Source organism: uncultured Megasphaera sp., assembly GCF_900539295.1.
Taxonomy (GTDB): domain Bacteria; phylum Bacillota; class Negativicutes; order Veillonellales; family Megasphaeraceae; genus Megasphaera.
Genome location: NZ_UQBH01000014.1, coordinates 1 through 23,461 on the forward strand (window position 1 = coordinate 1; position 23,461 = coordinate 23,461).

At 52.5% G+C, this 23,461-nt stretch carries 32 protein-coding genes; 1 reads left to right on the forward strand and 31 read right to left on the reverse strand.

What is annotated here, in order from left to right:
- Nucleotides 1–126: 126 nt before the first annotated feature.
- From QZQ46_RS05880 to QZQ46_RS05935, 12 genes are all read right to left on the reverse strand, one after another.
- Nucleotides 127–1,317, reverse strand: coding sequence for an MFS transporter (locus tag QZQ46_RS05880; RefSeq protein ID WP_296827848.1), 1,191 nt, complete (start codon nucleotides 1,315–1,317; stop codon nucleotides 127–129).
- 434 nt (nucleotides 1,318–1,751) lie between these two features.
- Nucleotides 1,752–2,165, reverse strand: coding sequence for a hypothetical protein (locus QZQ46_RS05885; RefSeq protein ID WP_296827850.1), 414 nt, complete (start codon nucleotides 2,163–2,165; stop codon nucleotides 1,752–1,754).
- Nucleotides 2,166–2,177: 12 nt separating this feature from the next.
- Nucleotides 2,178–2,807, reverse strand: a complete 630-nt coding sequence (locus tag QZQ46_RS05890; protein ID WP_296827853.1) for a hypothetical protein — start codon at nucleotides 2,805–2,807, stop codon at nucleotides 2,178–2,180.
- Between the two features lie 5 nt (nucleotides 2,808–2,812).
- Nucleotides 2,813–3,157 (reverse strand): hypothetical protein, encoded by a 345-nt coding sequence (locus QZQ46_RS05895; protein ID WP_296827856.1) that lies wholly within the window; start codon nucleotides 3,155–3,157, stop codon nucleotides 2,813–2,815.
- An 83-nt stretch (nucleotides 3,158–3,240) separates the two neighbouring features.
- Nucleotides 3,241–3,846, reverse strand: a complete 606-nt coding sequence (locus tag QZQ46_RS05900; RefSeq protein ID WP_296827858.1) for a hypothetical protein — start codon at nucleotides 3,844–3,846, stop codon at nucleotides 3,241–3,243.
- Nucleotides 3,847–4,146: a hypothetical protein gene (locus QZQ46_RS05905; protein ID WP_296827862.1), complete on the reverse strand. Its 300-nt coding sequence runs from the start codon at nucleotides 4,144–4,146 to the stop codon at nucleotides 3,847–3,849. It lies immediately after the preceding gene.
- Between the two features lie 15 nt (nucleotides 4,147–4,161).
- On the reverse strand, nucleotides 4,162–5,148 hold the full coding sequence (locus tag QZQ46_RS05910) for a hypothetical protein (RefSeq protein ID WP_296827864.1): 987 nt from the start codon (nucleotides 5,146–5,148) through the stop codon (nucleotides 4,162–4,164).
- Entirely contained in the window at nucleotides 5,145–5,471 is a 327-nt protein-coding gene (locus tag QZQ46_RS05915) for a hypothetical protein (RefSeq protein ID WP_296827867.1), read from the reverse strand. Before QZQ46_RS05915 ends, QZQ46_RS05910 begins: the two co-directional genes overlap by 4 nt.
- Before the next feature lie 4 nt (nucleotides 5,472–5,475).
- Nucleotides 5,476–5,790 carry a hypothetical protein gene (locus QZQ46_RS05920; protein WP_296827870.1) on the reverse strand — a complete coding sequence of 105 codons (315 nt, stop codon included), beginning with the start codon at nucleotides 5,788–5,790 and terminating at the stop codon, nucleotides 5,476–5,478.
- 1 nt (nucleotide 5,791) lies between these two features.
- On the reverse strand, nucleotides 5,792–6,046 hold the full coding sequence (locus QZQ46_RS05925; RefSeq protein WP_296827873.1) for a hypothetical protein: 255 nt from the start codon (nucleotides 6,044–6,046) through the stop codon (nucleotides 5,792–5,794).
- The gene (locus QZQ46_RS05930; protein ID WP_296827875.1) at nucleotides 6,046–6,219 is read right to left on the reverse strand and encodes a hypothetical protein; all 174 of its coding nucleotides are present in this window, start codon (nucleotides 6,217–6,219) and stop codon (nucleotides 6,046–6,048) included. The genes QZQ46_RS05925 and QZQ46_RS05930 overlap by 1 nt, the downstream gene beginning before the upstream one ends.
- Entirely contained in the window at nucleotides 6,216–6,662 is a 447-nt protein-coding gene (locus tag QZQ46_RS05935) for a hypothetical protein (protein WP_296827877.1), read from the reverse strand. Before QZQ46_RS05935 ends, QZQ46_RS05930 begins: the two co-directional genes overlap by 4 nt.
- A gap of 37 nt (nucleotides 6,663–6,699) precedes the next feature.
- Here QZQ46_RS05935 and QZQ46_RS05940 point away from each other — a divergent pair, with 37 nt between their 5' ends.
- Nucleotides 6,700–7,725 (forward strand): tyrosine-type recombinase/integrase, encoded by a 1,026-nt coding sequence (locus tag QZQ46_RS05940; RefSeq protein WP_296827879.1) that lies wholly within the window; start codon nucleotides 6,700–6,702, stop codon nucleotides 7,723–7,725.
- Between the two features lie 188 nt (nucleotides 7,726–7,913).
- On the opposite strand, the gene QZQ46_RS05945 is transcribed toward QZQ46_RS05940, so the two are convergent.
- From QZQ46_RS05945 to QZQ46_RS06035, 19 genes are all read right to left on the reverse strand, one after another.
- A complete protein-coding gene (locus QZQ46_RS05945; protein ID WP_296827881.1) occupies nucleotides 7,914–8,120 on the reverse strand; it encodes a hypothetical protein in 207 nt (68 codons plus the stop codon).
- 718 nt (nucleotides 8,121–8,838) lie between these two features.
- Nucleotides 8,839–9,984 (reverse strand): hypothetical protein, encoded by a 1,146-nt coding sequence (locus QZQ46_RS05950; RefSeq protein ID WP_296827883.1) that lies wholly within the window; start codon nucleotides 9,982–9,984, stop codon nucleotides 8,839–8,841.
- A complete protein-coding gene (locus tag QZQ46_RS05955) occupies nucleotides 9,984–10,529 on the reverse strand; it encodes a putative phage tail protein (RefSeq protein WP_296827885.1) in 546 nt (181 codons plus the stop codon). Before QZQ46_RS05955 ends, QZQ46_RS05950 begins: the two co-directional genes overlap by 1 nt.
- A complete protein-coding gene (locus tag QZQ46_RS05960) occupies nucleotides 10,522–11,556 on the reverse strand; it encodes a baseplate J/gp47 family protein (protein WP_296827887.1) in 1,035 nt (344 codons plus the stop codon). Before QZQ46_RS05960 ends, QZQ46_RS05955 begins: the two co-directional genes overlap by 8 nt.
- Nucleotides 11,549–11,974: a DUF2634 domain-containing protein gene (locus QZQ46_RS05965; RefSeq protein ID WP_296827889.1), complete on the reverse strand. Its 426-nt coding sequence runs from the start codon at nucleotides 11,972–11,974 to the stop codon at nucleotides 11,549–11,551. Before QZQ46_RS05965 ends, QZQ46_RS05960 begins: the two co-directional genes overlap by 8 nt.
- The gene (locus tag QZQ46_RS05970; RefSeq protein ID WP_169014050.1) at nucleotides 11,971–12,372 is read right to left on the reverse strand and encodes a DUF2577 family protein; all 402 of its coding nucleotides are present in this window, start codon (nucleotides 12,370–12,372) and stop codon (nucleotides 11,971–11,973) included. The genes QZQ46_RS05965 and QZQ46_RS05970 overlap by 4 nt, the downstream gene beginning before the upstream one ends.
- 16 nt (nucleotides 12,373–12,388) lie before the next feature.
- The gene (locus tag QZQ46_RS05975; RefSeq protein WP_296827893.1) at nucleotides 12,389–14,308 is read right to left on the reverse strand and encodes a phage tail tip lysozyme; all 1,920 of its coding nucleotides are present in this window, start codon (nucleotides 14,306–14,308) and stop codon (nucleotides 12,389–12,391) included.
- Nucleotides 14,305–15,045, reverse strand: coding sequence for a hypothetical protein (locus QZQ46_RS05980; protein WP_169014048.1), 741 nt, complete (start codon nucleotides 15,043–15,045; stop codon nucleotides 14,305–14,307). Before QZQ46_RS05980 ends, QZQ46_RS05975 begins: the two co-directional genes overlap by 4 nt.
- Complete coding sequence (locus QZQ46_RS05985; protein WP_296827896.1) at nucleotides 15,045–18,032, reverse strand: phage tail tape measure protein; 2,988 nt, start codon at nucleotides 18,030–18,032, stop codon at nucleotides 15,045–15,047. The genes QZQ46_RS05980 and QZQ46_RS05985 overlap by 1 nt, the downstream gene beginning before the upstream one ends.
- Before the next feature lie 3 nt (nucleotides 18,033–18,035).
- A complete protein-coding gene (locus tag QZQ46_RS05990) occupies nucleotides 18,036–18,176 on the reverse strand; it encodes a hypothetical protein (RefSeq protein ID WP_296827898.1) in 141 nt (46 codons plus the stop codon).
- A 35-nt stretch (nucleotides 18,177–18,211) separates the two neighbouring features.
- The gene (locus tag QZQ46_RS05995) at nucleotides 18,212–18,574 is read right to left on the reverse strand and encodes a phage tail assembly chaperone (protein WP_072982017.1); all 363 of its coding nucleotides are present in this window, start codon (nucleotides 18,572–18,574) and stop codon (nucleotides 18,212–18,214) included.
- A gap of 14 nt (nucleotides 18,575–18,588) precedes the next feature.
- The gene (locus tag QZQ46_RS06000) at nucleotides 18,589–19,044 is read right to left on the reverse strand and encodes a phage tail tube protein (RefSeq protein WP_296827901.1); all 456 of its coding nucleotides are present in this window, start codon (nucleotides 19,042–19,044) and stop codon (nucleotides 18,589–18,591) included.
- A gap of 13 nt (nucleotides 19,045–19,057) precedes the next feature.
- Nucleotides 19,058–20,188 (reverse strand): phage tail sheath subtilisin-like domain-containing protein, encoded by a 1,131-nt coding sequence (locus QZQ46_RS06005; RefSeq protein WP_296827903.1) that lies wholly within the window; start codon nucleotides 20,186–20,188, stop codon nucleotides 19,058–19,060.
- Nucleotides 20,189–20,191: 3 nt separating this feature from the next.
- Nucleotides 20,192–20,653 (reverse strand): DUF6838 family protein, encoded by a 462-nt coding sequence (locus tag QZQ46_RS06010; protein ID WP_296827905.1) that lies wholly within the window; start codon nucleotides 20,651–20,653, stop codon nucleotides 20,192–20,194.
- Nucleotides 20,650–21,018, reverse strand: coding sequence for an HK97 gp10 family phage protein (locus QZQ46_RS06015; RefSeq protein WP_296827907.1), 369 nt, complete (start codon nucleotides 21,016–21,018; stop codon nucleotides 20,650–20,652). The genes QZQ46_RS06010 and QZQ46_RS06015 overlap by 4 nt, the downstream gene beginning before the upstream one ends.
- Nucleotides 21,018–21,341, reverse strand: coding sequence for a hypothetical protein (locus QZQ46_RS06020; RefSeq protein WP_296827909.1), 324 nt, complete (start codon nucleotides 21,339–21,341; stop codon nucleotides 21,018–21,020). Before QZQ46_RS06020 ends, QZQ46_RS06015 begins: the two co-directional genes overlap by 1 nt.
- A gap of 50 nt (nucleotides 21,342–21,391) precedes the next feature.
- Nucleotides 21,392–21,748: a hypothetical protein gene (locus QZQ46_RS06025; RefSeq protein WP_296827911.1), complete on the reverse strand. Its 357-nt coding sequence runs from the start codon at nucleotides 21,746–21,748 to the stop codon at nucleotides 21,392–21,394.
- Between the two features lie 27 nt (nucleotides 21,749–21,775).
- Nucleotides 21,776–22,687, reverse strand: a complete 912-nt coding sequence (locus tag QZQ46_RS06030) for a phage major capsid protein (RefSeq protein WP_296827914.1) — start codon at nucleotides 22,685–22,687, stop codon at nucleotides 21,776–21,778.
- Nucleotides 22,688–22,702: 15 nt separating this feature from the next.
- On the reverse strand, nucleotides 22,703–23,320 hold the full coding sequence (locus tag QZQ46_RS06035; protein ID WP_296827916.1) for a DUF4355 domain-containing protein: 618 nt from the start codon (nucleotides 23,318–23,320) through the stop codon (nucleotides 22,703–22,705).
- Between the last annotated feature and the right edge of the window lie 141 nt (nucleotides 23,321–23,461).

Consider the following 23,461-nt stretch of genomic DNA (forward strand, 5'->3'; position numbering starts at 1 on the left):
ACATGGCGGAGACCTCCTAATGGTGTTTTGTGGTGAATCTATCATAACAGAGATCTCCGTTTATGTCTCTTTTTATATGTCCGAATTCATTATACAATCAACCTAAATTTCACAAAGCTCGTGTCCCTATCCACGAAGAGACAGCCGGGGACGACCCAAGAAGTGAAAGTAGGCAATGAAACAATAGAGCAGCGCCCAGAATCCGATACTGGCACCGACATATCCGATGTCCGGCAGTAAGCCGTAAGCCATGGTTCGCCCGCCGATCCAAGTCCCCATTCCGATGCCGACATTGAAGATGCCGGAAAAGATGGACATAGCCACCGGTGCCGCCCCGGCCGGGACTTGACGAATCAATTCAGCCTGAAAGGTTACGTTAAACAAGGTCGACGAGCAGCCTAAGATGAGGCAGACGGCCAGCATCCATTCCCAGTGATACGCTGCCAGCTGCCACAAGGACAGCATCAGGACCAGGCCGACGAAGCCCAAGCGGATGATACCGTAGCGGTAGTGGTTGTAAAAGTGAGAGAAAATATAACTGCCCACAAGACCGCTGAACCCGAGGAGCATCAACGTCGACGTAATACCGTCAGGAGTGAACCGGGCTACTGTTTTCAAGAAAGGTTCGATGTAGCTGTAGACAGTAAAATAGGCCGTCGCAAATAGGACAGAAATCAAATAGACGCTGATGACGACGGGATTTGTCAACAGTTTCGGCAAATCTTCTCGTGAAAAAGAGGTATTGGCCGGCTGTGCCGGAACGACGCGGAATAAGTAGATCAGCGCCAGCAAGGCAATGACTGTAATGCTGATAAAGGTCATGCGCCAACCAGCATAGAGACCGATGACCCGGCCCAAAGGAAGGCCAAAAATCATGGCTACGGACGACCCGGTAATAATCATGCTAAGGGCCAAGGACCGATGTGTACGAGTAACTAAACGGGCCGCCATAGGCGCTGCAATGGACCAAAAGACGGAATGAGCACAGGCTACTAAGATTCGCGCAGCAACCAACATCGGGAAGTTAACGGCCAGCCCCGACAAGAGCTGCCCCAAAGCAAAGAGACTGATCGTCGCCAACAAGAGCTTGCGCAGCTCGACGCGGCAAAGGAGAAGCATCAGCGGCAGGGACAATAAGGCCACAATCCAGGCGTAGATGGTAATCATAATCCCCGTCTGAGACTCGGTCATGGCAAAGGATCGGGAAATATCGATGAGCAGGCCAATGGGCATAAACTCTGAGGTATTAAAGATAAAGGCCGATATGGTCAACCCTAAGAGAGGCAAAACATATTTTAAAGGAATGGTGTAAAACATAAGAATCCTCCTTTTGGCAAAATCGAACTTCTTTATGGTACTCGCAGGCCCTGTAAAAGTCAAGATTGTTTGATATGCAAAAAAAAGAAACCTGCCATGAGACAGGTTTCTTAAGGAGAGTACAGTCAGTTGATGTTAACTGGCAAGACCTTACATCATGCCGGGCATTTTCCCACTGATTTTCACCTAATTTTTAAAGCATTAAGAAGCCCCATTTTATCGTGGTTTTTCAAGCATCGAATCACTTCATTTCTTACCATTTACTTTTAGGTTTAAGTATTTTGTTCTCGTTCTGTTCTCTGGTCGCATTAATAAATAAAAATTTCTTTATATTACATATATTATACATCAGCTATTTCATAGCAAGGCCGACTAATAACGTCCCAGCTGCTACAGCCCATGTGTCACGTTGTCTTGTCAGTCTGGCTTCTTTCTTAGTCATGGAGTTGATTTGCTCTGTCAATGTCGTCAAGGACTGACTCTGCCTGTTCAAGGCTTCGCTGGCTTGACTCAATGAGCTGTCGGCTGTCATCAATGACTGCTTTGTTGTCGTCAACTGTTCTTTGGCTTGCGTCAATTGATTCTGCAAGGCTGTCGAGTTGCTGTCCAGCTTGTCTAATCTGCTCTGTAGCTGTATTAACGCTCTCTCTTGCTCTCTGATTGTCGTCTTTAACTGATTGTACTGTTCGAGCGACATCTGCACCGTCTTCACGGGCGCGGCTGTCGTAGTATCGGCACAAAAGCCAGCCAAAGGCGAACACAAAGACAAGGACAACACAAGATACAATAAGGGTCTTTTTATTTTTAGCAATCTTATCAACCTCCTCTTTTAGATGCGGAAGATACAAATAGATCACCTCCTACAAGCGAGCCAATGCATCGTGCATTTCGCTATCAAAACGGTTGTTCAAACTGTCCCGGAGAGAAGAGCTGTTCCATTCCGGGGTCTTGCAGACACTGTATACGGCTACGATAAAATCATAGTCATACTCCGGAGAGTCGATGTAGCTCAAATTCGGATATCCGTCATAGTCACCCGTCTGTACGTTGAACATGCTGTGAACGGCTTCCGTCCACATGTCGAGGATGTTCCCGACGCCATACTGTACGGCCCGGCTCCACACAACGTCTTTTAAAACGTCGTGGTGATTCTCGATATGCCAATAGTTGTCTGCCAGAATCTGTACAGCCGGGTCATAGTACGCCGCTTTGACGTATTCATGCTGTGCCTGTGCAAAGCCGTCACTGTCGCTGGCCGCAATGTTGCGCCATGCTTCATCAAAACTGTCACTGCATAAGGGATATGCGTTGAGCTGTTCTCCGTACTGCGGATAGTTGTCGTTCAACCAGCTGACGAACTGGCCTAAACTTCCGGCATTGGAGCTGAACTGATACGTCCCGTAAGACTTGCCGCCCGGGTCACCATAGCCGTCGCTGATGCAGGCTGGGTCGCCGTTGCTTTCGTATTGCGCGCTTAATTCTCCTAACATAGTTATCATCCTTTCATTTTTTCTGCGTTATTTGCCATTGTGGGCGTGTTTTGTTGTGCAGCTGGCATTGTGTATCGTGCGGAGTTGAAACGGCTGTCATAGCCATATTTCGTCCAGCAGGCCTTTCCCAACCCGACGACGGTAGCGATACCACCGCCGACGGCCGTCACGCCGCTCCAACAGCTCATCAGTTCAAAGTGCGTTCCTCTTAGTGCGTTGCTCCAGTATCCGAAAAGCCAGCTGAACAGCACGAGAAACAAAAAGACCATCATAAGGATACTCATGATGATGATTAATTGGAGCCAGTGCTTTTGCCCCCATTTACCCAGGGCTATGATTTTCTTTTTCATAATATCCTTTTTTCTATCGTATTCAACTGGTGATGCGCAGACTTTACAGATGATTCCACTTGCAAATTAAACTTGTATATAACCTAAACTTTTGCAATATCGACTTTTATCACATACTTCTTCCCGACGTTACTAGCCGAGAAAAAATCGTATAAATTGCCGCTGTAAAGTGTCTGTTCGCCAATAAACGCCTTGTTGTAGCTCTGATAATACATGCCACTAAAATATACACTTCCTTGTTTACCCGTATCAGGGTCTATTAGCGTGACATTGGCATTATATGTCCCACTCGTTTCGTCTCCTATTTGCATAGCAAAATCTACATACCCACTATTAAATGCAAACATTCTGACGGCAACTGTTTTATTGTTGTACGTAAACGTACCGCTGATTGCTCCAAAGCTTTCCCCATCAAAGTCGCAAAAGCCGTCCATATTGAAATAGGTACCCATTGTTAAGTAGACATGTGGTGTAACAATGGGTTTTCTTATTGCGTATTTTTTTATTCCATTTTGCTTTATCCATAAGGCTGACGCATTATCGTCAGATTTTTCTCCAAGCTGTGCATACCGGGTCACGCCATCAGAGCATAAAACTGAGAAATAGCTATATCCATATTCTTTTGTATCTACAAGCAGAATATATTCTAAGTCTCCATTCGCTCTCGTTACACTAATATATTTTGCCATTTAATCAACACCAATCGTGACACTACCGAACGAAATTGCATTCCCTGATACTGTAATAGCAGGGACATCTGTCTTTTTAGCATATGTATCTGCGATAACATTGCCGGAATTATCATAGACAGCGCTTTTAGATGTGACGTATTTCAGCGACGTCCATGCTGTGGCGCCGTCTCCTATTTTTAAGAATGTCGTGTCGGTCTCTACCCCGAGCTCGCCGTCCAGCAGTACGGGGTTCTTGGCAGTCCAATTGACCGCCGTGTCATGCCGGCACTTGAGCTGTGCTTTTACGGTTTTGGCCATGGTCCGTCACTCCTTTTACGCATTGCCACAGTCCAGGATAAGCGTGTCGCTGTTGCGGATGAGGTTGGCCGAGTCCGACAGGTCCGTCGACTTCGATGCCTTAAAAGCTGCAACAAAGCGGGCTTGCGTATAGTACTGGTTCGTCCCTTCGGCGATGTCGGAGGTCGTCAGGATGACGTTGCCCGTCTTGCCATTGACGCTAGTAGCAGCATCCGTCGGGGACTTGAGCTGCACCCAGTTGGCCAACGTAGAAGCCGGGGTCTGTTTCAAAATCCATGTGCCCGCGCCATCGGTGCGGATTGCAATGTCGCCGACCTGTGCCGCGAGGGCCAGCATTTCGTGTTCGCTGGCGACCGTGTGCGATTCGGAAATCGCAATAGCCGGTATGACGCTGTCGCTCAGTTTTCCGTCCGAGCCGAGGATCGGGATGTTGCCCGCAGCCGTGCCGATGCCGCTGATGTCTGTCGTTGTCAGGTTACTGCCAGCCGTGACACGTCCCTTGGCGTCCACTGTTACTTTGCTGTACGTGCCAGCCTTGACCCCGGATGCGACCAGGGCGACGGTGATACTGGTGCCAGCCGAGCCGTCGAAGGTAGCCGAACCGGTAGCATCCCCGGCAATCGCAATCGTGCGGGATGCCGACAGCTTATCTGCGCTGGCCACATTGGAGACGCTCATGGTCCCATCGGCCGCAATAGACACTTTACCTGTTCCGGCGGCGGTCTTGACGCCGCCGATGGATGCCCCGCCAATAGGCAGGCGATAGACCAGCGTGTCGACGCCGTCAATTTTGATATAGCCGTTTTGCTCGCTAGCGCTCACCAAGACGCCGGCATAACGCAGGCCGACCCAGCTGGTGACGCCATCGCCAAGTTTAAATTTACCCGTGTCGACTTCGACGCCCGGTTCGCCTTTCGCCAGTACCGGGTTCTTTTCGACCCACGTAGCAGCCGTGTCGTTACGCAGGTATAAGGTTTTGACTTTTAATGTTTGTTCGCTCATGCGTGCCCTCCATCAATTGCAGTAATATCGTTATAGTCAGACCCGACGCAGTAATATTTCCCGTCGTCCGGGTCGTATCGATACAGTTTATTTTCTGTCGTATCTCCGTACAGGACGTTCACGTCGCCGATATTGGGAAAATGGAAGCGACTGTCAAAGGGAAGATACTCTAAGTGTGTCAGCGCCGCCGCAAATTCGGCCTCTGTGCCCGTGTAGCCGTTCTGCACAGCTACGTCATAGGCACTATATCCGCGTTCGCCACGTCTGGCGAATTGGCCGGAAATGCTGCCGTCGCTGCTCAAATGTGCTTTTAATGTCGCCATCTCATCACCTCGTTACGTCTGCAATGACTCGGAAGAGGCCCGGCCCGACGGTCTGCACACCGCCGCCCTGGGTCCGGACCTCGATGTCCCAAACATAGTCACCGGCCTCCAAATCGGCCGTCATGTCATGGGTTAGCGACACGACGCCATCTTGAACAGATGCTTGGAAGACATACGCGGCATCGGTGATTTTTTTCTTGACGCTAAAAACGGCAGTATAAGGTCCGATATCCGAGCCGTCTTCCTGCGTCAGATTTACGTCAAAACTGTCCGTATCCCCGCGGATATGATAGATGTTGTTGCCGATGATTTTCAGCATCTTATTTCACCCTTTCTTGCAAATCGTCCAGCCGATGATGCGCCGACGCGGCCGACGCTTCGACTTTTGCCAAGCGTTCAGCCATACTCTGCCGCTTCTCTTCGACACGGCGGATATAGTTCTGCGTGCTCTCGATGAGGTCCCGCAGTTCCTGTATCGACGACGACAGCGGCTTGATGACGGCATAGTTGAAGATGGCTCCGCATAAGCTTAGTGCGCCAACGAAGACACCCACAATCTGAAGAATAGATTCCATTATGCGTTGCTCCCGTTCTGCTGCGTGCCCTGTGACGTATCCTGTGTAGTGCTGGTATCCGCAGTTGTCGCAGCGGGCACATAGGCAATACAGTTGACGTTCGGGCAGCTCCCGTCCGCTTTCAGCGTGCTGCCGCAGTATTTACAGTATTTCTTGCGTTTCCAAAAACTCATGCTGTCGTCACTCCTTCTACCGCTTCCTTATAGGCCGCTGTCATGTCTTTGTAGTCCTTCTGGATGCTCGTCACGGCATCGGTGTTGCCGGCCAGGGACGCCGACTGCATGGCCGCCAGCATTTCCTGCTTGTTCGCTTCGTATTCACTGGTGAGCTTGGCTTTTTCCGCCGCAGCCTTTTCTTCAGCTGTCGGCTCCGGTGCGACATATGGGATAGGCTTGCCGGTCTGCATGTCGCGGACGCAGTTACTCATATACTGCTCAAAGGTCGCCTGGTCAATTAATTCAATGACGGTAGCATCGCTGGCCAGTTTTGCGGCCTTTTCTTTATCCGCTTTCAGCAGCGATTCACTGGACGGGTCCGTTGGATCATATTCGCATAAAATCGTGACGACGCGGCGGCCGGACGCATTAAAGCCGGCTACATAGTGCTGGGTATTCATGCTATCATCTCCCTAAAAAGATTATGAGGTGGTAAAAATGAGAAAGCCTAACGGCTATGGGTCTATCAAACATCTGAGCGGGCGTCGGAGGCGGCCGTTTGTCTTTGTAGTGTCTAAAGATGGGCATCAACGACCAGTTGCGTATTTCGCGACGCAGGTGGAAGCGGAAATTTTTGCAGCTGATTATAACAAAATTCATCGTCATCACTCCCTCCCTGGGCATCAAATCACGTTGATTGAGCTGTACCATCGCTGGCTCCCCGCTCATATCGCCGATACAGGACCATCACAATCATCGTTGGGCAGCTATAAGAACGCTTTTCGGCATTTATCCGACTTACATTACGAGCCAGTCACCAAATTACGCTATACGGACTATCAGCGCATCTTAGACGGCATGAAGCGGCACGGCTTATCGTACTCGTCACTAAAAAAGGTGCGCTCACTCATCTCTTTGCTCGAAAAGTACGCGCTGAAAACGGAGATTATCACGAAGGCTTATGCGCCGCTGCTCTCTATCGGTCGCAATCGGCCGGTCCGGCCTCATCACCCCTTTAGCCGGCAGAAAATCAACCGGCTGTGGGCGGCTGTGAACTTCTCCGGTGTCGATACAGTACTAATTTTGCTCTATACCGGGATGCGCTGTGGCGAGATGCTACAGCTGCAAAAAGCTGACGTCCATCTGCGTCAACACTGTATCCGCATCACACGGAGCAAAACCGCCGCCGGCATCCGCATCATCCCCATCCATCACCGTATTGCGGCGCTCATCGAGTCCCGCATGAAAAGCCCAGGTGATGCACTCATTTGCGATGATACGGGGCGGCCGTACAATTATGGCCGGTACTGCACAATCTGGCGGTCGGTCATGCATCTCATCCATGCTGACGGACACACGACGCACGACTGCCGGCATACCGTGGCCACACTGCTTGACAATGCTGGAGCGAACGAAACAGCTAAGCGGCGCATCTTAGGGCACGCAGGCGGCGATGTCACCGAACGCGTTTATACCCACAAAAACCTGCGACAGCTCCGCAAATGCATTGAGCTGCTCAAATAATGTTACTAATACGATACTATACGAGCCGCACACAGATGTATAAACCCGTCCGCTATGCGGCTCTTTTACTGTTACTATTGATACTTTAAAAATCGGTAAATCTGCATCCTCTCATGATTTTAGTGGATGCGGAATACCGATGATACGGTTAATACTCTATTTCTCATTTAGTTAAAACATATTGATAATTATGGAGCTTGCATCCGATTTAGATGCTCGTCCAGCTCTTTATATAACTGGTCGATGACAGCATCACTGAAAACAACTCCATAGCTTTCGGCCACAACTTTCATCGCGTAAATTGCGTTATTTACCTCGCCACACACAACACTGGGCCGTTTTTTCTCCGCGTCAGTACCGAGCATAAGGTATATATTTTTGTCTTGTTCGGTCATTTTAATCATCTCCTTTCAACAGTGGGTATATGATACCCAAAACTCAGACACGTTAAAAGGGGAATATACTATTAATATCCCTATCTCTATGAATTTATTAGGATGCGCCACGAGTGGTACCGGAGATGATTCTACAAATATCATCAGCTGGTCTACAACAAGCATAACGGTAAAAACTTTCCAATCACACATGACCGATCCAACGCATCGAGTTAGGCGTCCGTTCCATGCCATTCTAATCGGCAAGAACTAGACAGTGGGGATATTCTCTGTATGGCTATGTGGCGTTCCCGATTCGATTTACATCTTTTAGACAAATAACACTATTGCATGCGGGTAAGAACTTTATGATAGCTAAGGCATTAGAGGATGATTCACTTGCCGGTTTTACACTTTCAGTTAAAAACTTATCAGGATCGGACATTAATGAGGTCGATCAGGAAGGTTTCTATGACGCTCACTACATCGCAATTGGGAAATAAAAAACTACTTGCAAATTGCAATCCACTGTGCCCAAAGGTTGCTAACTTGGATTTGGCGGTCGTCGGTTATTCTTACACCGTCGAGCATAAATTTACCGTTTTGGTAGTTGCTTGTAGTTAAAATTAATGGAGTTTCCTCCGCGTTCATGTCGTTAGCTACTACTGCAAAAGGAGACGCGCTTATCGGGAGTATAACATATGATTTCACAGGGACATCACTAACGGTTCCCCACTGTTTAAAATCCTATGACGATTGCCCTAACTGTATGGTTCATTAATTCCCCCTTGCCGGAATATGTGTTAATTGTTGCTCCCGTCATCCCGTCCCTAACGACTTCGAGGAAAGTATAGTATCCGGTACCAGGGGCCTCGGAACAAGGTATTAACGTCCAATTTGACGTATAAGCAATAGGAAATTTAAATGGTTTATTGCTATCTGGAAATACCCACTGTATAATTAGGCCGTTTGCGAATTTCACGTAGCCGTTTTGCGTCAGGCTCTGGGCTACGATGCCGCCGCAGGTGCTGGCGTTAGCGTTGATGGTGTTGCGGACAGCATCGGCGCTGGTGTCGTCGAGGATGGTGCGGGCAAAAGCGGACAGTGCCGTCAGGCCGGCCGATGAGGCGCCTGTAAAGTACGGTATTTTGTCGCTGGACGGCGATAAGCTTTGCATGGCCTGATAAGCCGCGCTAAACGCCTCCCAGTCGCCGCTGCCGGCCAAAAAGCGATCCTGATAGCCGGACGACGGCGCGGGGACCAGGCCGTGCGATCCGCTATAGTAACTGCCGGCGCCGGAAAAATCATTGTATGTCGTATTGGTGTCCTGGGTGTAAAAATACCCGGTTGTATTGTCCCCGCGTGTATAGGTAATACGTGTCCCGCTACATGACAGGTCCTTGATGTAGGTGCTGCGGATATTTTGGCCATAGCTGTCGTTGGTCGCATTGGTAGCCGTAGCGCTGTTTCCGGTGCAGTTATCCGCCGTTACGGCTGTCGTATTAATGCTGATGTTTTTACTCCCATCAAACGCTGTCGCTGCGCCCGTTACTTTGCCGGAAATGGCAATCGTGCGGGCCGTGTTTAATTTTGTCGCCGTTGCCGCGTTCCCAGAAATGCCGGTACTGTGGGCGGACTTGTCCTTTTCGTGGGCCGCTTCCTGTGTGCCCAGCGAATCGATGGTTTCCTTCAGTCGCTGGTCATTCGAGAAGAGCTGGCTGCCTATATCGTTTTCCAGTTTTGCATGGACCGGGTCGCCGGTGATGCGTTGCGGGAAGCCATCCGTATTGAATTCCAGGCTATTGTCCAGGCCTGCTGTCGGGCGGGTCTGGTTATTGATTGTTTCCGGGAAATCCGTTTTCCATTTATCGAGATAGTTTGCCATTATTTTCCACTCCATTCCGTCATGCTAGTACCGTACGTATACGTCCCATCAAAGTTTATCTTCCCATTCCAGGACCAGCCCAGGTATACATAGCATCCCAGATGAGCCGGCTTATAGATTTCAATCTTCTTCTGCATCTCTTCCAGCGACGTCTTATCCGTCGTCGACGTATAGATGATGAAGAAATATTTGTCATTATGCTCTTCGACGTAGCCTGACCCATAAGCGGCGATGATATCATTGACACGGGTTATGGTCGTCGTCTGCGAACCCCGTAGGGCTATCAGGATACGTGCCCGCCGCTTCTCGTCAGAGTCGCCGGCGTCGGGTTTCAGGTCTAGGAATTCTTCCCAGTCCGAGAGCCCCCAGGTGGCGGTCTTGACGAAGAACTGTTTGGTGATGTCCATCAGGGTCAGCCGCTGTTTCTCGTGTTCCTTCGACAGGCTTTCCAGGGTCGCTGCAAAGGTCGGGTCGTGCTCCAGAAACTGCGGCAAGTATCGTTTCAGGTCTACAGGGATGACCCGCAGGAAATTGAACTTAGCCATTGATCGTCACCTCAGTGCAGCGCGCAATCTGATCATCCGTCACCGCGACCATGGTGGCGCTGCCGTTGATGGTCAATGATTCATAGTCTTCGACGCCGCAGGCCGAGTCTTCGAGGATCATCTTGCCGATCATGGCACAGGTAATGCGGATATTGTCGAACTGATGGGAGCCGAAGTAGTTGTTGACGACCGTCTGGATTGCCGTCGCGCTGGCGTTCTTGCTGTCGAGTGGCTTGATGGCCACTTTGACGGCGAAGATGCTCGGCGCTGCCACTGTGACCGTCGCCCCGATGGGCCGGACGCTTTCGATGTACGCCGCTACCTTGCTCTGCAGGTCGCTCGATGCGGGGTCCCCGTTTGTATCCGTAATCAGTACCTTAACCGTGCCGTTGCCGTTCCAGAGCGGCTTGATGACGGCCTTGCCGACGCCTGCCACGGAGGTGGCCCACTGCAGGTATTCATTCCTATTGCCCGACGTAGCTGGCTGGCGTACTTTGAAGAGCAGGCGATTGAACAGTGAATCGTCGTCTTCTTCATTGAAGCCGTCGTGCATGGCTGCGGCGTTCATCACGCTACTAATGCCCGGAATAGACATCGGTATCTTGGTGATTGTCTTCGCTGCCACATTGCCCACTGTGCCGGCCGTCGTACATTCGACAGGGATGTCCCCTGATTTGGAGATGGTCACTGCCTTCGTCGTCTCGAAGGAGATGCCTGTCTCCGTCTGGAAAATGCTGCCGAGCGGGACGATGCCGTTGCCGCTGACCGTCACCTTCCCGATGGCCTTGATGGCGTTCTTCCGGAAGATGCCGTGTTCCTCGGCCCGCATTTCCAGATATTCGCCCCAGCTGGAGCGGGCAAAGGATGCCTTATAAGCCTGTTCCAGCTCGACTTCTTCTTTCGAGAATTCGATGCTGTTCGAGGCAAGGACGTCGTATGTGAACGTCCCTTCGTAACTCGACGCATCGCTCCCGACGTTCTGCTGCAGTTCCGTCAAAATATCACTTTGTTCACGAGCTTCATACATCGACGCTCACCTCCCCATAAATCGTCGTCAGTGTAATGGATATATCGACCGTGTCGCCTTCGTGCTGGATGTCGATGGTATCGATGCTCTTGATGTATGGATTGACCATCAGACATTCGACGATGACACGTTTAATTTCACTGTAGCGCTGCTGCACGCCCATGACCTTGCCGATGAACGGGCGCAGTTCGATGCCGTACTGCCAGCTGTAGGCCAGATAACGGAAGCGTTCCGTGCTCAGGGCCTTGTAGATCCATATCTTTATCGCCTCGTCGCCTTCGACAATCTTGAGTCTGCCGTCCGCATCGTAGAGGAAGCAGTCTTTCTCGAAGTCCCAAGCGTATTCCTTCGGCGTCGGCAAATCCGACGTATAAGTATTGGCCGTAACAGTGCCGGTAAAGGGATATTCTACACTCATAATTTCACCCCGCTGTCTGCCAGCCAGTAAAGCTGCTCATCCTGGCCGTAAATCGGGATGAGCAGGACGAGCGTCCCCGGCTTCAGGGTATCGGTCCAGGTTTCATCATTGTCGACAGGATGGTTATGGCTCTCATACTGCGCATCCCCGGAGCCGCCGGCCCGGTAACTGGTTTCCCCGACGACGTGTCGGGTATAGTTCGGCAGCAGGTACCGCGAACAGTAGACGTCCTTTGCCGTGATTTCGATGTTGTTCATCTTGACGACCAGGTTCGGAGGCGGCGTCTCGACGATGCCGACCTGCGCCCCGCGCGGCAGTTCCTCCTGCGCGATGCCGTGCATGGTATCGACGACGCGGGCCATCGACTGCGAAGCCGACGGGATTTGGCTGTTATTCATGTGCTCTGCCTCCCTACTATGCTTTCTGCTGGACGCGGATGACCTTGTCCGGCAAAGAGCCGTAATCGTAAATGCTGCCGCGGTGGATCATGCGATAACCGGCAGCCGTCGAGTTGTCCCAGCAACCGCCGCTGCCGTCACAGACGCCGCAGTGTCGGCCGCTCCAGACGCAGATGTCGCCCGGGCTTGCATAGCCGTCCCAGTCTTCCTCGACATAACCGTTTTCCGAGCACCACCGTTCCAGCCCGTCCACATCTTCGATGTTCGAGTTGGCCAGGGCCACGAAGTCGGAGTTATACTGCGCGGCGAAGGTCTTAACGGCCCGCACGCAGCCATTGTCCCCAAAGGGAGCGCCTTCCAAGTTGGCCGCCGCTTCCGTGACGAGGGACGAGTCGCCGCTGAGGGTCGCGGTGCCGCTCTTGTAGCGCGGCGTTTCGACGCCGATTTCGCCGCTGTCGATGGAAGCCTTGACAGATTCTGCCGCCGCAGCACGGCCGCCTTCTGCGTAGCTGTCTTCACCGCTGATTTCGATGTTCTGGTTGAACCAGTCCGCCGCAGCCGACGGGGAACTGTCCGGAATCTGCGTCCGCAGGTCGCCGTTTTCGACCATCGTGACATAGTAAATCTGGTTCTGGTTGTTGTACGGTTCCATGCCGTGTTCCCGGCAGTATGCCACGTACTTCGGCCAGCGGTCGTCGTCACTGAGCTGGAAGAGCCCTGTATGGCTTCCGTTCGAGGCGGCCGGGTCGTAGTCGCTGTCTTCGATGCGGATGTTGCCGAGGATGCCGGCCGCCTGATTGTCCGTAAAGCCCAGGGAACGCATATAGCTGTAGGCGCCCTGTTCGCTCTGCGTGTACTGGCCCGTACCGGTTGCCTTCCTGGTTTCCTTCGGTTTGTCTTCTTTATTCATGATGTTCTCGAATTCGATTTCCAGCCGCATCTCATGGACGCCGTTCTCGAAGGTGTGCGTATCGGACTTGATCCAGAACTTGCCGCACAGCTCCGTCAAGATGTCCTTGATCTGGATGGAATAGGACGATTTCGCCGCGTAGTTGCCGAGCATCTGGATGACGCCGGACCGTTCCGGGCCTTTGAAGAGCTTGTTGATTTTCGTCTGGGCATTGTCATTCGGGTTCGTCTTGTAGACGTCTTGGACCATGGAATACTTCTTGATCCAGTCATCTTTCGTCTGATAGCCCGTGACATTGCCCTGCTGGTCCGTAACCATGACGCTGTCGACGAGTTCTTCGATGGATTCCCGGTACTGGCTGTTCTCGATGTTCGTGAACTGGTTCGCCTCCATGCCCTCGATGAGCTCGCCCTTCTTGATGACGTCCAGCTCATCGCCGCGCATGACCGGATGGAAGAGCACGTCCGGGTCGTCCTTGTTCGTCTTGCTGGCGTTAATCTGATTCGCCGCGTCCGTATAGGCAATCATAATGATCTGGTAGCCTGTCTTCTCCTGGGCGATGAAGGACGTCTTCTTCCCTGTTTCCGCTAGTTTGCCGGCTTTGATGCCCAGTTCGCTGCACACGGCCTTGGCAATGTCTTCGGCCAGCATGTCCGTGAACTTCCGCGTCGTCTTCGAGCGGCAGAGGATGAAGAGATTATCGTAGGCTGTGACCGTCACGGTCGACTGCTGCACGTCCTTCTCGATGTCGTAGACGTTGCCCTGGAACTGCAGGTTCCCGTCCTCGTCATAGCCATAGACGGTCTCACCGCAGTTGATGACGTAGTTCGGCAGGTTCGGGTCCCGGGCGTCCTGGACGTAGGAGAAGACGAGCTTCCGGGCCACGTTGAGGCGCGATCCTTCCCAGGTGACCTTGCCGACGACGAGCTGCGTGATGTCGTCCATCGACTCGGCCTGTTTGGTCGTCGTCTTCCCTTCCTTGTCCTTCGTCGTTTCCGTCTTGACGCTCTTATGCTTGATAATCAATTCTTAATCACCCACTTCCGGATGTCGTCTGCATTGTTGATAACTAGATCTTTCAGATTGTTGCTCTTGAGGACGCGGCGCCAGTGCGTATAGTCGCCGTAGGCCTTCTTGGCCACGTCCATGACGTCGCATGCCTTCTGGAAGAGGGCCTTGCCCTTGTTGACGTTCGCCTGCTCTTCCTTGATTTTCTGGTCCAGGTCGACCGGGCGGACTTTGAGGCCCGTCTTATCATCGATAGGCTTGTCATTGTTCGCTGTCGGAACGTTGAGTTCCTTATACTCCGTGAAATTCAGCGTGTAGTAGATGTCGCGGCTGCCGTCCTGCTCCCAGTAGGAGAATTCCATGATGGCCATCTGCAGGTTCACCGGCGAATCCGTAATGATGACGCGCACGGGCTGGCGGGCGGCCTTCCATTCCGTGATTTTCTCGACGCACGCCGTCGGTTCTTGGAAATCGCCGACTACAAAGGGATAATCATGGGTTGTCGACGGGAAGAACCCGGAGAAGGAAAGCGTCCGGGCTTTCGGCATCCCGAAGACCAGGGCTTCCCCGGCCTGTGTGATGTCGACGACTTTGTTTTTCTGTCCATCGCCGACGGTATATTTAGCCGGCGTGACCGGAAGGATGAGCTTCCCCGTCGTCCCTTCGAGGATGATCTGACGATGGGCACTGCTGCCGCCGGCCGAAAAGATGGCCGATAATACTTCGATGGTATTCCCTAATTTTCCGAGTCCCATTAGTAGCCGCCTCCATAATTCAGACTATTCTGTGCAATGAGTTTCGCCAGCTTGTAGGCAATCCGGTCAATATCCGCTTCTTCGCGGACATAGAAGGTATTGCCTTTGATGACGACCGGGCCGCTGCCAGACGACTGTCTGTTTTCCAGTTCGGCTTGAATCATCCGCTCCGTCGTGGCATGTGGATAGATACGGCTTCCCTGCGGCAGGTCGACGATTTCGCCGCCCCGTTCGTTGATTTCCGTCCAGCCGCCGGCGTAAAATGACGAGCCAGTCGCATGGCTGGAGAAGATACTAGGGATGCTGAATGAAAAAGAGCTGGCCGAGGAACGTATATCCGCTATAGTGCTCTGTAAATTTCCCCAGGCGCTCTTTGCACGCTCCGAAAGCGGGCCCCATACGTTCTCTTCAAACCATCCTGTTACGCCGTCCCAGGCCGCCTCAGCTTTATCCTTGGCCGATTGGAAGGCACTGGCAATGTTGCTTTCCGTGGACGAAGCGCCACTGCTGATTTCTTCCCAGGTTGTCCCGGCCGATTCTTCCAGTTCGGCCAGATAGCCGCCGGCGGCGTTTTTCGCATCGGCAAAGGTCTGGCTCCACTCCGCGTTCTTTTCATCAGCTACTTGACAAATCATATCCCAAGAGTCGACGCCGGACTGTTTGATGCTCTCCCAGGTATCCGCCCCGGACTGTTTGATGCCTTCCCAGGAGTCAGCCATATACTGATGCAATTCGGCCTGTTTAGCGTCCAGCCAGTCAGCTGTGTCACTCATTGATTGGCGGACACCTTCAAAGGTATTGGCTATAGTCGGGCCTAGTTGAGCAAAGGTCTGGCTCCACTCCGCGTTCTTTTCGTTGATGACCTGGCTAAAGGAATCCCAGTTGATGCTCTGGAAGGCTTCGGCCAGCTTCTGGCCGAGCATATCACCGCCGATACCTCCGGCGATGCCGCCCACGATTGCGCCGGCCGCTGTACCAACGCCAGGGACTGCTGAGCCTACCGAGGCACCAAATGCGGCCCCGGCTTTCATACCGGCAAAACCGCCAGCCAGGCCAGCCGCATCCCGTCCCGCTGTAGACAGCTTTTCCCCTTCCGGGGCATAAGCTACATCAAGAGCGGTTCCACCTAATGCGATAGCCGACCCAATCCATGGCACCCTTTTCGCCCAGCTGCTGAGCCGGGCGCCCCATCCTGGTTTCGGAGTCCCTTTGGGAGTCCCTTCTGGAACCGGAACCGGTGCGTTTGTCGGTGGTGCTGAAGTAGGTGCCGTGGTCGGCGCCCCTTTGCTGTTGATAATGACGTTCGTCGCCGTGACGACCATATCTTTCACGGACGACGTGCTGGGAAGCCCGTTCCCGCCGGTCGGCGTGCCGCCCGGGAGATTCTTCGGGATGCCCTGAATGACGTCTTTGACCTTCATGGCCAGGTTGTAAATCTTTTTCAACCCAACAGCTAAGGCACCGCCTGCCAGTACCGACCCGATACCGTCAAAGGCAAGGAATTTGTTTTTCAGGTCGTTGATGCCCTCGCCCACAATCTTGATGACGTCCGTCACCTGTAAACCGTCATCAATAAGGCCGGAAAAATGCGACGTCAGCTTGCCGAATTCATCGGTAAAGCTCCGCAAGCCATCGCCGACGCCATGGTCTAAGAGCTTAATGGTCAGGTTTTCCCAGGCGCTCTTCAACCGGAGCAGAGAGCCGCGCAGGTTGTCCATGGCCACCTTGGCCGTTTCATGGGCCGTGATGTCTTTCATGGCTGCGTTCATGTCTTTGACGCCCTTGGCGCCTTCACGCAGCATGATCATGCCGCCTCGGATAGCGTCCGAGCCAAACATGGTCGACAAGGCGTTCATCTTTTCTTCATCCGTTAAACCGGATAGATGCTCCTGCAAAAGACCGGCGATGTCTGAGAGGGACCGCAAGTGGCCTTCCTGATCGAAGAATTTAGACGTTCCTTCGTCGGTCAAGAGACCGAGTCTTTGCATTTCTTCGGTGGCCTGCTTCGTCTGCGGGGAGAGGTTCATGAGCATCGTCTTTAAAGACGTACCTGCGTCAGACCCCTTCAAGCCATTGTTGGCGAAGACTGCCAGGGCCGTATTAGTATCATCGAAGCTCATACCGACCCCGGCTGCAACAGCCGAGACAGCAGAGAGTGAGTACTTTAATTCTTGGACGCCCGTTGCACTGGCATTGGCCGCGCCAACTAAGACGTCTGCTGCATGAGTGGCATCATCAATATGGAAGGCGTTCATAGCCGTACTCATGATTTCCGCTGCTTCCGGAAGGGATAACTGGCCGGCTGCGGCTAAATCGAGAGCTGCCTGAGAAGCATCACCGAGAACGTCCTTGACACTGACGCCGGCTTTCAAGAGCTCTGTCATGCCCTGGGCCGCTTCCGTCGAGCTAAACTGCGTATCCGCACCGAGTTCCAGTGCCTTTTCCTTGACGGCGTCCATGGCTTCCGCATCTAACCCAGTGACTGCCTTGATTTGCGACAACTGAGCCGTGAAGTCAGAATAATTCTTTACAGCATCGAAGACGCCGTAGCCAAGCCCAGCAAAACCGGCAGCCTGTACAGGAAGGCCGGCCATAGCCCCGGCAGCCATTCCGGACAGTTTGTCCTTCATGCCACCAATATCGCCGTTTTGTTTTACGTTGATAGCCACGGTATAGGCCTTTCCTTTGAGCCCGTTCAGCTCCGTCTTGACCTTCTGGATTTTCGCCGTGGCGTCGTCCTTAGCGCGGATAGTCGCTTCATAGATGCCACGGATGCCCTGGAAGGACCGTTTAGCACGGTCTGCCTGGCCGGCTGCTTTGACAGCCGCTGTACCGGCTTTTCCCATCCCGGCGGCGGCCGTATCCGAAGCGCTCCCTGTGCTTTTCAGGGTTTCCGTCAAGCCCTTGAAGCCGGACCTTGCTTTATTGACCTGCGCCGTAAACTGGTCCTTGAGTTCCAGCGTAGCGCTCAAAACATAGTTGCTCACAGCCTAACGGCCCCCTTTCTTCAATGGCAGCGTCGCTAAATCCAATTCACGCTGCTGCTCCAGGCAGACAGCCTCATAGCAGAAAATCTTTTCCAACCGGTTCAAGCCGAAAAAATAGTCCAATCGATGCCCACGGAGGACCATGGCGGCCGCCGTAGCCGCTTCCCAGTCCTCTTGGATTAGTTTTTTACGTCTTCATGGACCTTCGATTCGATGTCTTTCCCATAGCCGGACAGCTGGGAAATCTTACGGGCAATGGCCGGAATCTCGCCGGCGTCGAACAATTTGTCGATGATGTCCGTCGGTTCGACGCAGCCATAGGCCTGCTGCAGGGTGGCATCCCTCAAGTTCGGTTCGACGACGGTCTGCAAGATGCAGTATTCGTCGGAGCCGTCGGTGATGGCCATGATTTCGGCCATGAGGCCTTTCGTGATTTTCTTGACCGTCAGCTTGCCGACGCTGGTGTCGAGGTCAAAGGTTTCCTGCTTCTTCTGTGCGATTTTGTCTTTCTGGTTAATCAATTCCTGAATGCTAACTGCCATGGTATGGTCTCCTCCTATTCAACGGTTTCCGTAAATGCCGCGTCTTCCGGCGTGAAGCCGAAGGGGTATTCCTTTTCGATGACTTTCCCTTTTTCAAAATTCATGAGCGACAGTTTGTTGAACCAGACGTTATTAAGCGTGATGCGCTCTTTCTGGGCGTCAATCATATCCGGGTCTTCGACCAGGCCAACCAGCGTCGTACGCAGGTCATGGCCACTCTTCCAGTCTTCCAAGTATTTATTCAGATTCCTGTTGATGACGCTCTTGATTTTGAGCGTCCCCGTACCCTTGAGGGATACGATCTTACTGTCTACACTGTTCCCAATAAGCACATCTTCACGGTTCGGTTCGACGTCGACTTCGAACGATTCAATTTCAAAAATGAGTTCGCCTTCCCACCATAATTTCCCGTGGGAGCCGTTCCAGCGCCGGTTGCCGCGATATTTTACGTCATATTCGCTTCTTGCCATTTGTCAGGCCTCCTTACAGCGTGAAATCAATCTTCAAGTTTTCCACGGCATCCACGAAGCGGATGTCACCGACCAGGGCCAGTGTATCGCCGGTATTGTACTGGCGGATTTCCATGACCGACATGGTCGTCGGGTCATCACCATGGAGTTTTGCGTAATTGCTCTGCCAGGTCGTGTCGATGTCGACCGTATTAGGCGCATCGGCATCCAGCACATTGCCCTTGATTTCCGAGAAATAGACCAGGATGGCCGAAATGAAGAGCATTTTGTGGTTGTAGTCGTTGATGACCTTGCCAACGTAATACTTCTTGAAGGTATTGCGGATGTCGTCAGTGACCATGTCGATGCCTTCAATAATCTTGATCTTACGGAATTCTTCGCCTTTGTCCGTCGTGAAGGTTGTCAGGCTGTTGCAGGCGCGAGCAATCTTGACACCATCGCCGTCCTGTTCATCAATCAGGAGCAGTTCGCCTTTATCAATCAGCGTGTCGATATCTTCGTAGACCTCGACGCTTTCTACTTCCGTCAGCTTGAAGTACGTGGCACTGCGGTCCAGAGCCAGGCCAGCCAAAATGCCGGCAATACGGGCCGTATACTGTACTGCTGTATACGTCGTATAGACGGGATTGCCCAAACTGTCAGTATCAGTCCGTACCTTGATATTGTTTGTGCAGAAATTGACAACCCCCTCATGGTCTGCGGCCTGGTCGGACAATACGGCCTTGAAAGTTTTATGCTTGTTGCTGCGCTGTGTCTTAATCCAAGACGCCAGGTCATTCTGTTCCTGCGTCGTGGCAGTCGGAGCGCATAGCCAGTTCCATTTGATGTTTGCCAGCATCTTGAGGACATCGGCCTGGTCCTTCGTAGCACCATCGACATTAGTATTCGGCAGCGTGTAGACCAGGATGCGGAGCGGCGTACCGAGCAGACATTTCTTGATCAGGTCCACGTTTTCATCCGTAAGGCCTGTATCCGGGATGTCGGAAACGTCGCGGATAGTGTAATTATGGATTTCATCTTTGGTTTCGTTGTGCAGGATCATCGCTACAATACCGCGGGTACTGCGCTTGATAGCCGTCGTCCCCTTGGTACGGAAATTGATGATAATCTGCGGCATGCCGAACAATTCCTGTTCATTTGCCATATGCTATTCCCCTTCCGTTTGATTTAGCTTGTTGATTTCCAGTTCCAGGTGCTGGGCCATTTCATACTGGATGCGGCCGGCATCCTCGAAGTTGTCACGGAAATCAAGATTGAAAATGTAATGCAGGATGTCATCGACAATGGTCATCTCTGCGTCGAGAATCGTAATATGCCGGTCCTTGACGGCCAGAACAGGGCGGAAAACTTTGTCCAGGGCATCGGCTACCTCGAAGACAGCCGTGCGGCTCACGCGTCCCATTGCGTCTTTCGGGTGGATATAGGTAATGTCCACCTGAATCAACCGGTCGCTGAACAGGTCGTCCACGGTCGTGGCCGTCGGCATGAACTCGACATAAAAATAAGGTGCATCCGATTTCTCGACATTATCGAAATGCACCTTATAATCTTTGAAGTTTTGATTGAGTACGGCCACGATGGCCGCTTTTATATCGCGGAGCGTCATCATTCGTCCAACACCGCCTTTATGATGGTATCGGCATCATCCCGGAACGTCTTTTCCGCCTGCAGCATGCCACGATGGAGCATTTTGCTTCCCTTTACGAATCCTTTCCCACCACGGGTCCGGTGTCCGTATTCGACATGGGCGGCATATTGGACATTATTATAGATTTCCGCCTTGCCCTGTACCGCCCTGGACCGTTTCCAGCCGCCTTTCAGCCGCCCCGTGTCAACCGGGGTATTGTCCTGGACTTTTCCGCGTATTACTTCGCCTTCCTGGGCGACAAACTGGTTCATCTTTCGGGCTCCCTGTTCTTCGATTTTAGCTAATCGCTCATCGAAGGCGTCGAAGCCACCAAATTGCACCCCCATTACGCCTCATCCTCTCTTCGGACGCTGATTTCCTGATGGTCAGGATACTTGAAGGCCTTCGCCGCATTGAGCGTAAAGGTTTGCCCGACATGCACGATGACTAGGACATCGTTCGGCGAAATGTCGTATTCCGGATCAAGGCAGATGCGCAGGTCCGTCTTTGTGAAGAACTCCCGCGGATTCTGCCCGCTCTGCATCTCTTTGCCGTATTGCGTCAGATGGCACGGGAGTTCCTGGTAGACGGCCTGCATCGTATAATCATCAGCTCCGTCGTCGTCTTTCACAGCCTGCTGCCGGTATACGGTGACGCGGTCGGTATACATGTATTTGTTGAGCAGGCGCTTGCATCGTTTCCAGCTGATAGGACCACCCCCTAGAGACTCTTCGGGCGCCGATACAGGTTCAATTTAGGTTTGAGACGGTCGAAATCTTCTTCCCTGGGGTCCCCCGTCGAGGATACTTCCGACACGGCGAATTGATACGTCGTGTCGTTCTGGGTCAAGCTCTTCAAGGGAGCCCGGCCGCCGTCTTCGGCATCCTCCAGCCAGCGCGTCACCATATCCTCGGCCGTAAAGGCCAGAGCCTGTGGGAAATCTTCCCGGTTGCAGTAGTCCAGGACGTCATAGACGAATTTCCGGGCTAAGCGTTCGGCTTGGTATGTGTCTGTCGAGTTCTGCGTGACGGCATCGACGATTTTCTCGACCGCCTCATCGGGTGTGAGATAATTCATGGCTTATCCCTCCTCCCTCATCGGAGACTATTTGCCCGTGCCGCTGGTCGTGGTGGCTTTCGGAGTCAGGACCGCAAAAGCCGTTTCCTTGACCGGCAGGAATCCGAGGCGCATGGTGGCTTTGATGGCAACCATGTCGTTTTCTGGCAGGGACAGCGGTTTGTCATCTGCCATGGTAACCGTCGACAGGGTAGCTTCACGGAGCGTTTCATACTGAATCTGGTCGCGTAAGCCGATGAGCGAGTATTTCCAGTTGCCGGCGATGGCGCGGGCCTTCGTGGCATCCCAGGCACCGTTGCGGCAAAACTCAATTGGCTGAGCGTACAGCGTGGACTGGTCCACATCCTGTACATAGAGCTGGTTACCGTTGGCATCACGCAGTTTGCGCAGGGAGTTTTTCAGATCATAACCGGCAACGAAGCCATCAACGTCCAAGCCCTGGGCTTCAACCGAGGCCATCGTGTCGGAAATATCGAGGTCTAACGATTTGTTCGTGCCTTCGGCAACGGTCTGTTTGCCGGCAGTCGCTACCCCTAAGATATTTTTTGCAAACGGGCTGTTCGTACCGAACAAGCAGGCTGCGTCGATGGCCTTATAAAAGGCTTCGGCTACATAGGGCTTGATGGCCGAGAAGACGTCGATAGTCGTATCTTCCAGCTTTTCACGGCTGACCGGAATGATGACGCCGATTTTCTTGGCGACCAGTTCCGGGAAAATCCATTTAGCAACGGATGTCTGGATTCGTTCCGTTTCACCGACCCAGTATGCGCCAGGGCCCGAGACCATAACCGGGAATTTCTTCGTTTCCGATTCCATCGGCTGAACCGTGGACAGTCGCATGACGCTAGAACCGCGGACGACGTCCGCAATGATGTCGGATGCAATCGGGGTCGGCACGAAGCCGCTCAAATTGTCTTTCAAAAATAATTCGTCTGCCATATTGTATTCCCCCTCTTATCGTTTGGCCTGATTCTTGTAAATGGCTTCAAAGAAGCTGTTCTTGGCACTGCCACCGCCATTGCCGCCAACACCGGTGCCGCCGGCTTTCGGGGCCTTGCCTTTCAGCTTTTCATTGACGGCCGCTTCGACGGCCTTTTTGAACTGTTTATCAAAAGTCTTGATGCGGTCCATCGTCGATTCGTTGTCGTCGGCGATGAGGTAGTCCATGAATTCAACAGGAATCTTGCGGTCGGACAGGACCTTCACCATTTCGAGCTTCAGCTCTTTCCGGTTCAGTTCTTTTTCCTTGGCTTCTAATTCTTTCTTGATGGCTTCCTGCTCTTCCTTGGCCCGCTCTGTTTCGGACAATTTGGACAGCCGTTCGGCTTCCTTCTTGGCCTTGTCAGCCTTCTTCTGGTATTCCTTCTCCCAGCGGGCCTTAGCCTGGTTCACTGCATCATCAATCCGTTTTTGTACGTCCGCATCCTGCTCTTCTTGGGTCTTGGTTTTCGGGGCGTCCGGGGTGCCTTTCCCGCCCTTATCGCCTTCAGTGCTGTCTGCCGTATCGTCTGCGCCACCTTCGGTGCCGCCGTCGGCGAACCGCTGCAGGTCGAACTTGAATTCGTCTGCCATGTGTATCCCTCCTAAAATTGGCATAAAAAAAGCGCCTGATCACTCAGACGCTGAAAATATAAACTTGTTTAGGCGGCCCCGTCTTTCGTGGAGCCTTGTTGTACCAGTCTAAATGCATGGCAACCTCCTGCCCTGGGCATA

Excerpts from the sequence above, each read along its gene's own strand:
- QZQ46_RS05880 (WP_296827848.1), bottom strand. The coding sequence starts at position 1,317 with ATGTTTTACACCATTCCTTTAAAATATGTTTTGCCTCTCTTAGGGTTG.
- QZQ46_RS05890 (WP_296827853.1), bottom strand. The coding sequence starts at position 2,807 with ATGTTAGGAGAATTAAGCGCGCAATACGAAAGCAACGGCGACCCAGCC.
- QZQ46_RS05895 (WP_296827856.1), bottom strand. The coding sequence starts at position 3,157 with ATGAAAAAGAAAATCATAGCCCTGGGTAAATGGGGGCAAAAGCACTGG.
- QZQ46_RS05900 (WP_296827858.1), bottom strand. The coding sequence starts at position 3,846 with ATGGCAAAATATATTAGTGTAACGAGAGCGAATGGAGACTTAGAATAT.
- QZQ46_RS05905 (WP_296827862.1), bottom strand. The coding sequence starts at position 4,146 with ATGGCCAAAACCGTAAAAGCACAGCTCAAGTGCCGGCATGACACGGCG.
- QZQ46_RS05910 (WP_296827864.1), bottom strand. The coding sequence starts at position 5,148 with ATGAGCGAACAAACATTAAAAGTCAAAACCTTATACCTGCGTAACGAC.
- QZQ46_RS05915 (WP_296827867.1), bottom strand. The coding sequence starts at position 5,471 with ATGGCGACATTAAAAGCACATTTGAGCAGCGACGGCAGCATTTCCGGC.
- QZQ46_RS05920 (WP_296827870.1), bottom strand. The coding sequence starts at position 5,790 with ATGCTGAAAATCATCGGCAACAACATCTATCATATCCGCGGGGATACG.
- QZQ46_RS05925 (WP_296827873.1), bottom strand. The coding sequence starts at position 6,046 with ATGGAATCTATTCTTCAGATTGTGGGTGTCTTCGTTGGCGCACTAAGC.
- QZQ46_RS05930 (WP_296827875.1), bottom strand. The coding sequence starts at position 6,219 with ATGAGTTTTTGGAAACGCAAGAAATACTGTAAATACTGCGGCAGCACG.
- QZQ46_RS05935 (WP_296827877.1), bottom strand. The coding sequence starts at position 6,662 with ATGAATACCCAGCACTATGTAGCCGGCTTTAATGCGTCCGGCCGCCGC.
- QZQ46_RS05940 (WP_296827879.1), top strand. The coding sequence starts at position 6,700 with ATGAGAAAGCCTAACGGCTATGGGTCTATCAAACATCTGAGCGGGCGT.
- QZQ46_RS05945 (WP_296827881.1), bottom strand. The coding sequence starts at position 8,120 with ATGACCGAACAAGACAAAAATATATACCTTATGCTCGGTACTGACGCG.
- QZQ46_RS05950 (WP_296827883.1), bottom strand. The coding sequence starts at position 9,984 with ATGGCAAACTATCTCGATAAATGGAAAACGGATTTCCCGGAAACAATC.
- QZQ46_RS05955 (WP_296827885.1), bottom strand. The coding sequence starts at position 10,529 with ATGGCTAAGTTCAATTTCCTGCGGGTCATCCCTGTAGACCTGAAACGA.
- QZQ46_RS05960 (WP_296827887.1), bottom strand. The coding sequence starts at position 11,556 with ATGTATGAAGCTCGTGAACAAAGTGATATTTTGACGGAACTGCAGCAG.
- QZQ46_RS05965 (WP_296827889.1), bottom strand. The coding sequence starts at position 11,974 with ATGAGTGTAGAATATCCCTTTACCGGCACTGTTACGGCCAATACTTAT.
- QZQ46_RS05970 (WP_169014050.1), bottom strand. The coding sequence starts at position 12,372 with ATGAATAACAGCCAAATCCCGTCGGCTTCGCAGTCGATGGCCCGCGTC.
- QZQ46_RS05980 (WP_169014048.1), bottom strand. The coding sequence starts at position 15,045 with ATGGGACTCGGAAAATTAGGGAATACCATCGAAGTATTATCGGCCATC.
- QZQ46_RS05990 (WP_296827898.1), bottom strand. The coding sequence starts at position 18,176 with ATGGTCCTCCGTGGGCATCGATTGGACTATTTTTTCGGCTTGAACCGG.
- QZQ46_RS05995 (WP_072982017.1), bottom strand. The coding sequence starts at position 18,574 with ATGGCAGTTAGCATTCAGGAATTGATTAACCAGAAAGACAAAATCGCA.
- QZQ46_RS06000 (WP_296827901.1), bottom strand. The coding sequence starts at position 19,044 with ATGGCAAGAAGCGAATATGACGTAAAATATCGCGGCAACCGGCGCTGG.
- QZQ46_RS06005 (WP_296827903.1), bottom strand. The coding sequence starts at position 20,188 with ATGGCAAATGAACAGGAATTGTTCGGCATGCCGCAGATTATCATCAAT.
- QZQ46_RS06010 (WP_296827905.1), bottom strand. The coding sequence starts at position 20,653 with ATGATGACGCTCCGCGATATAAAAGCGGCCATCGTGGCCGTACTCAAT.
- QZQ46_RS06015 (WP_296827907.1), bottom strand. The coding sequence starts at position 21,018 with ATGGGGGTGCAATTTGGTGGCTTCGACGCCTTCGATGAGCGATTAGCT.
- QZQ46_RS06020 (WP_296827909.1), bottom strand. The coding sequence starts at position 21,341 with ATGTATACCGACCGCGTCACCGTATACCGGCAGCAGGCTGTGAAAGAC.
- QZQ46_RS06025 (WP_296827911.1), bottom strand. The coding sequence starts at position 21,748 with ATGAATTATCTCACACCCGATGAGGCGGTCGAGAAAATCGTCGATGCC.
- QZQ46_RS06030 (WP_296827914.1), bottom strand. The coding sequence starts at position 22,687 with ATGGCAGACGAATTATTTTTGAAAGACAATTTGAGCGGCTTCGTGCCG.
- QZQ46_RS06035 (WP_296827916.1), bottom strand. The coding sequence starts at position 23,320 with ATGGCAGACGAATTCAAGTTCGACCTGCAGCGGTTCGCCGACGGCGGC.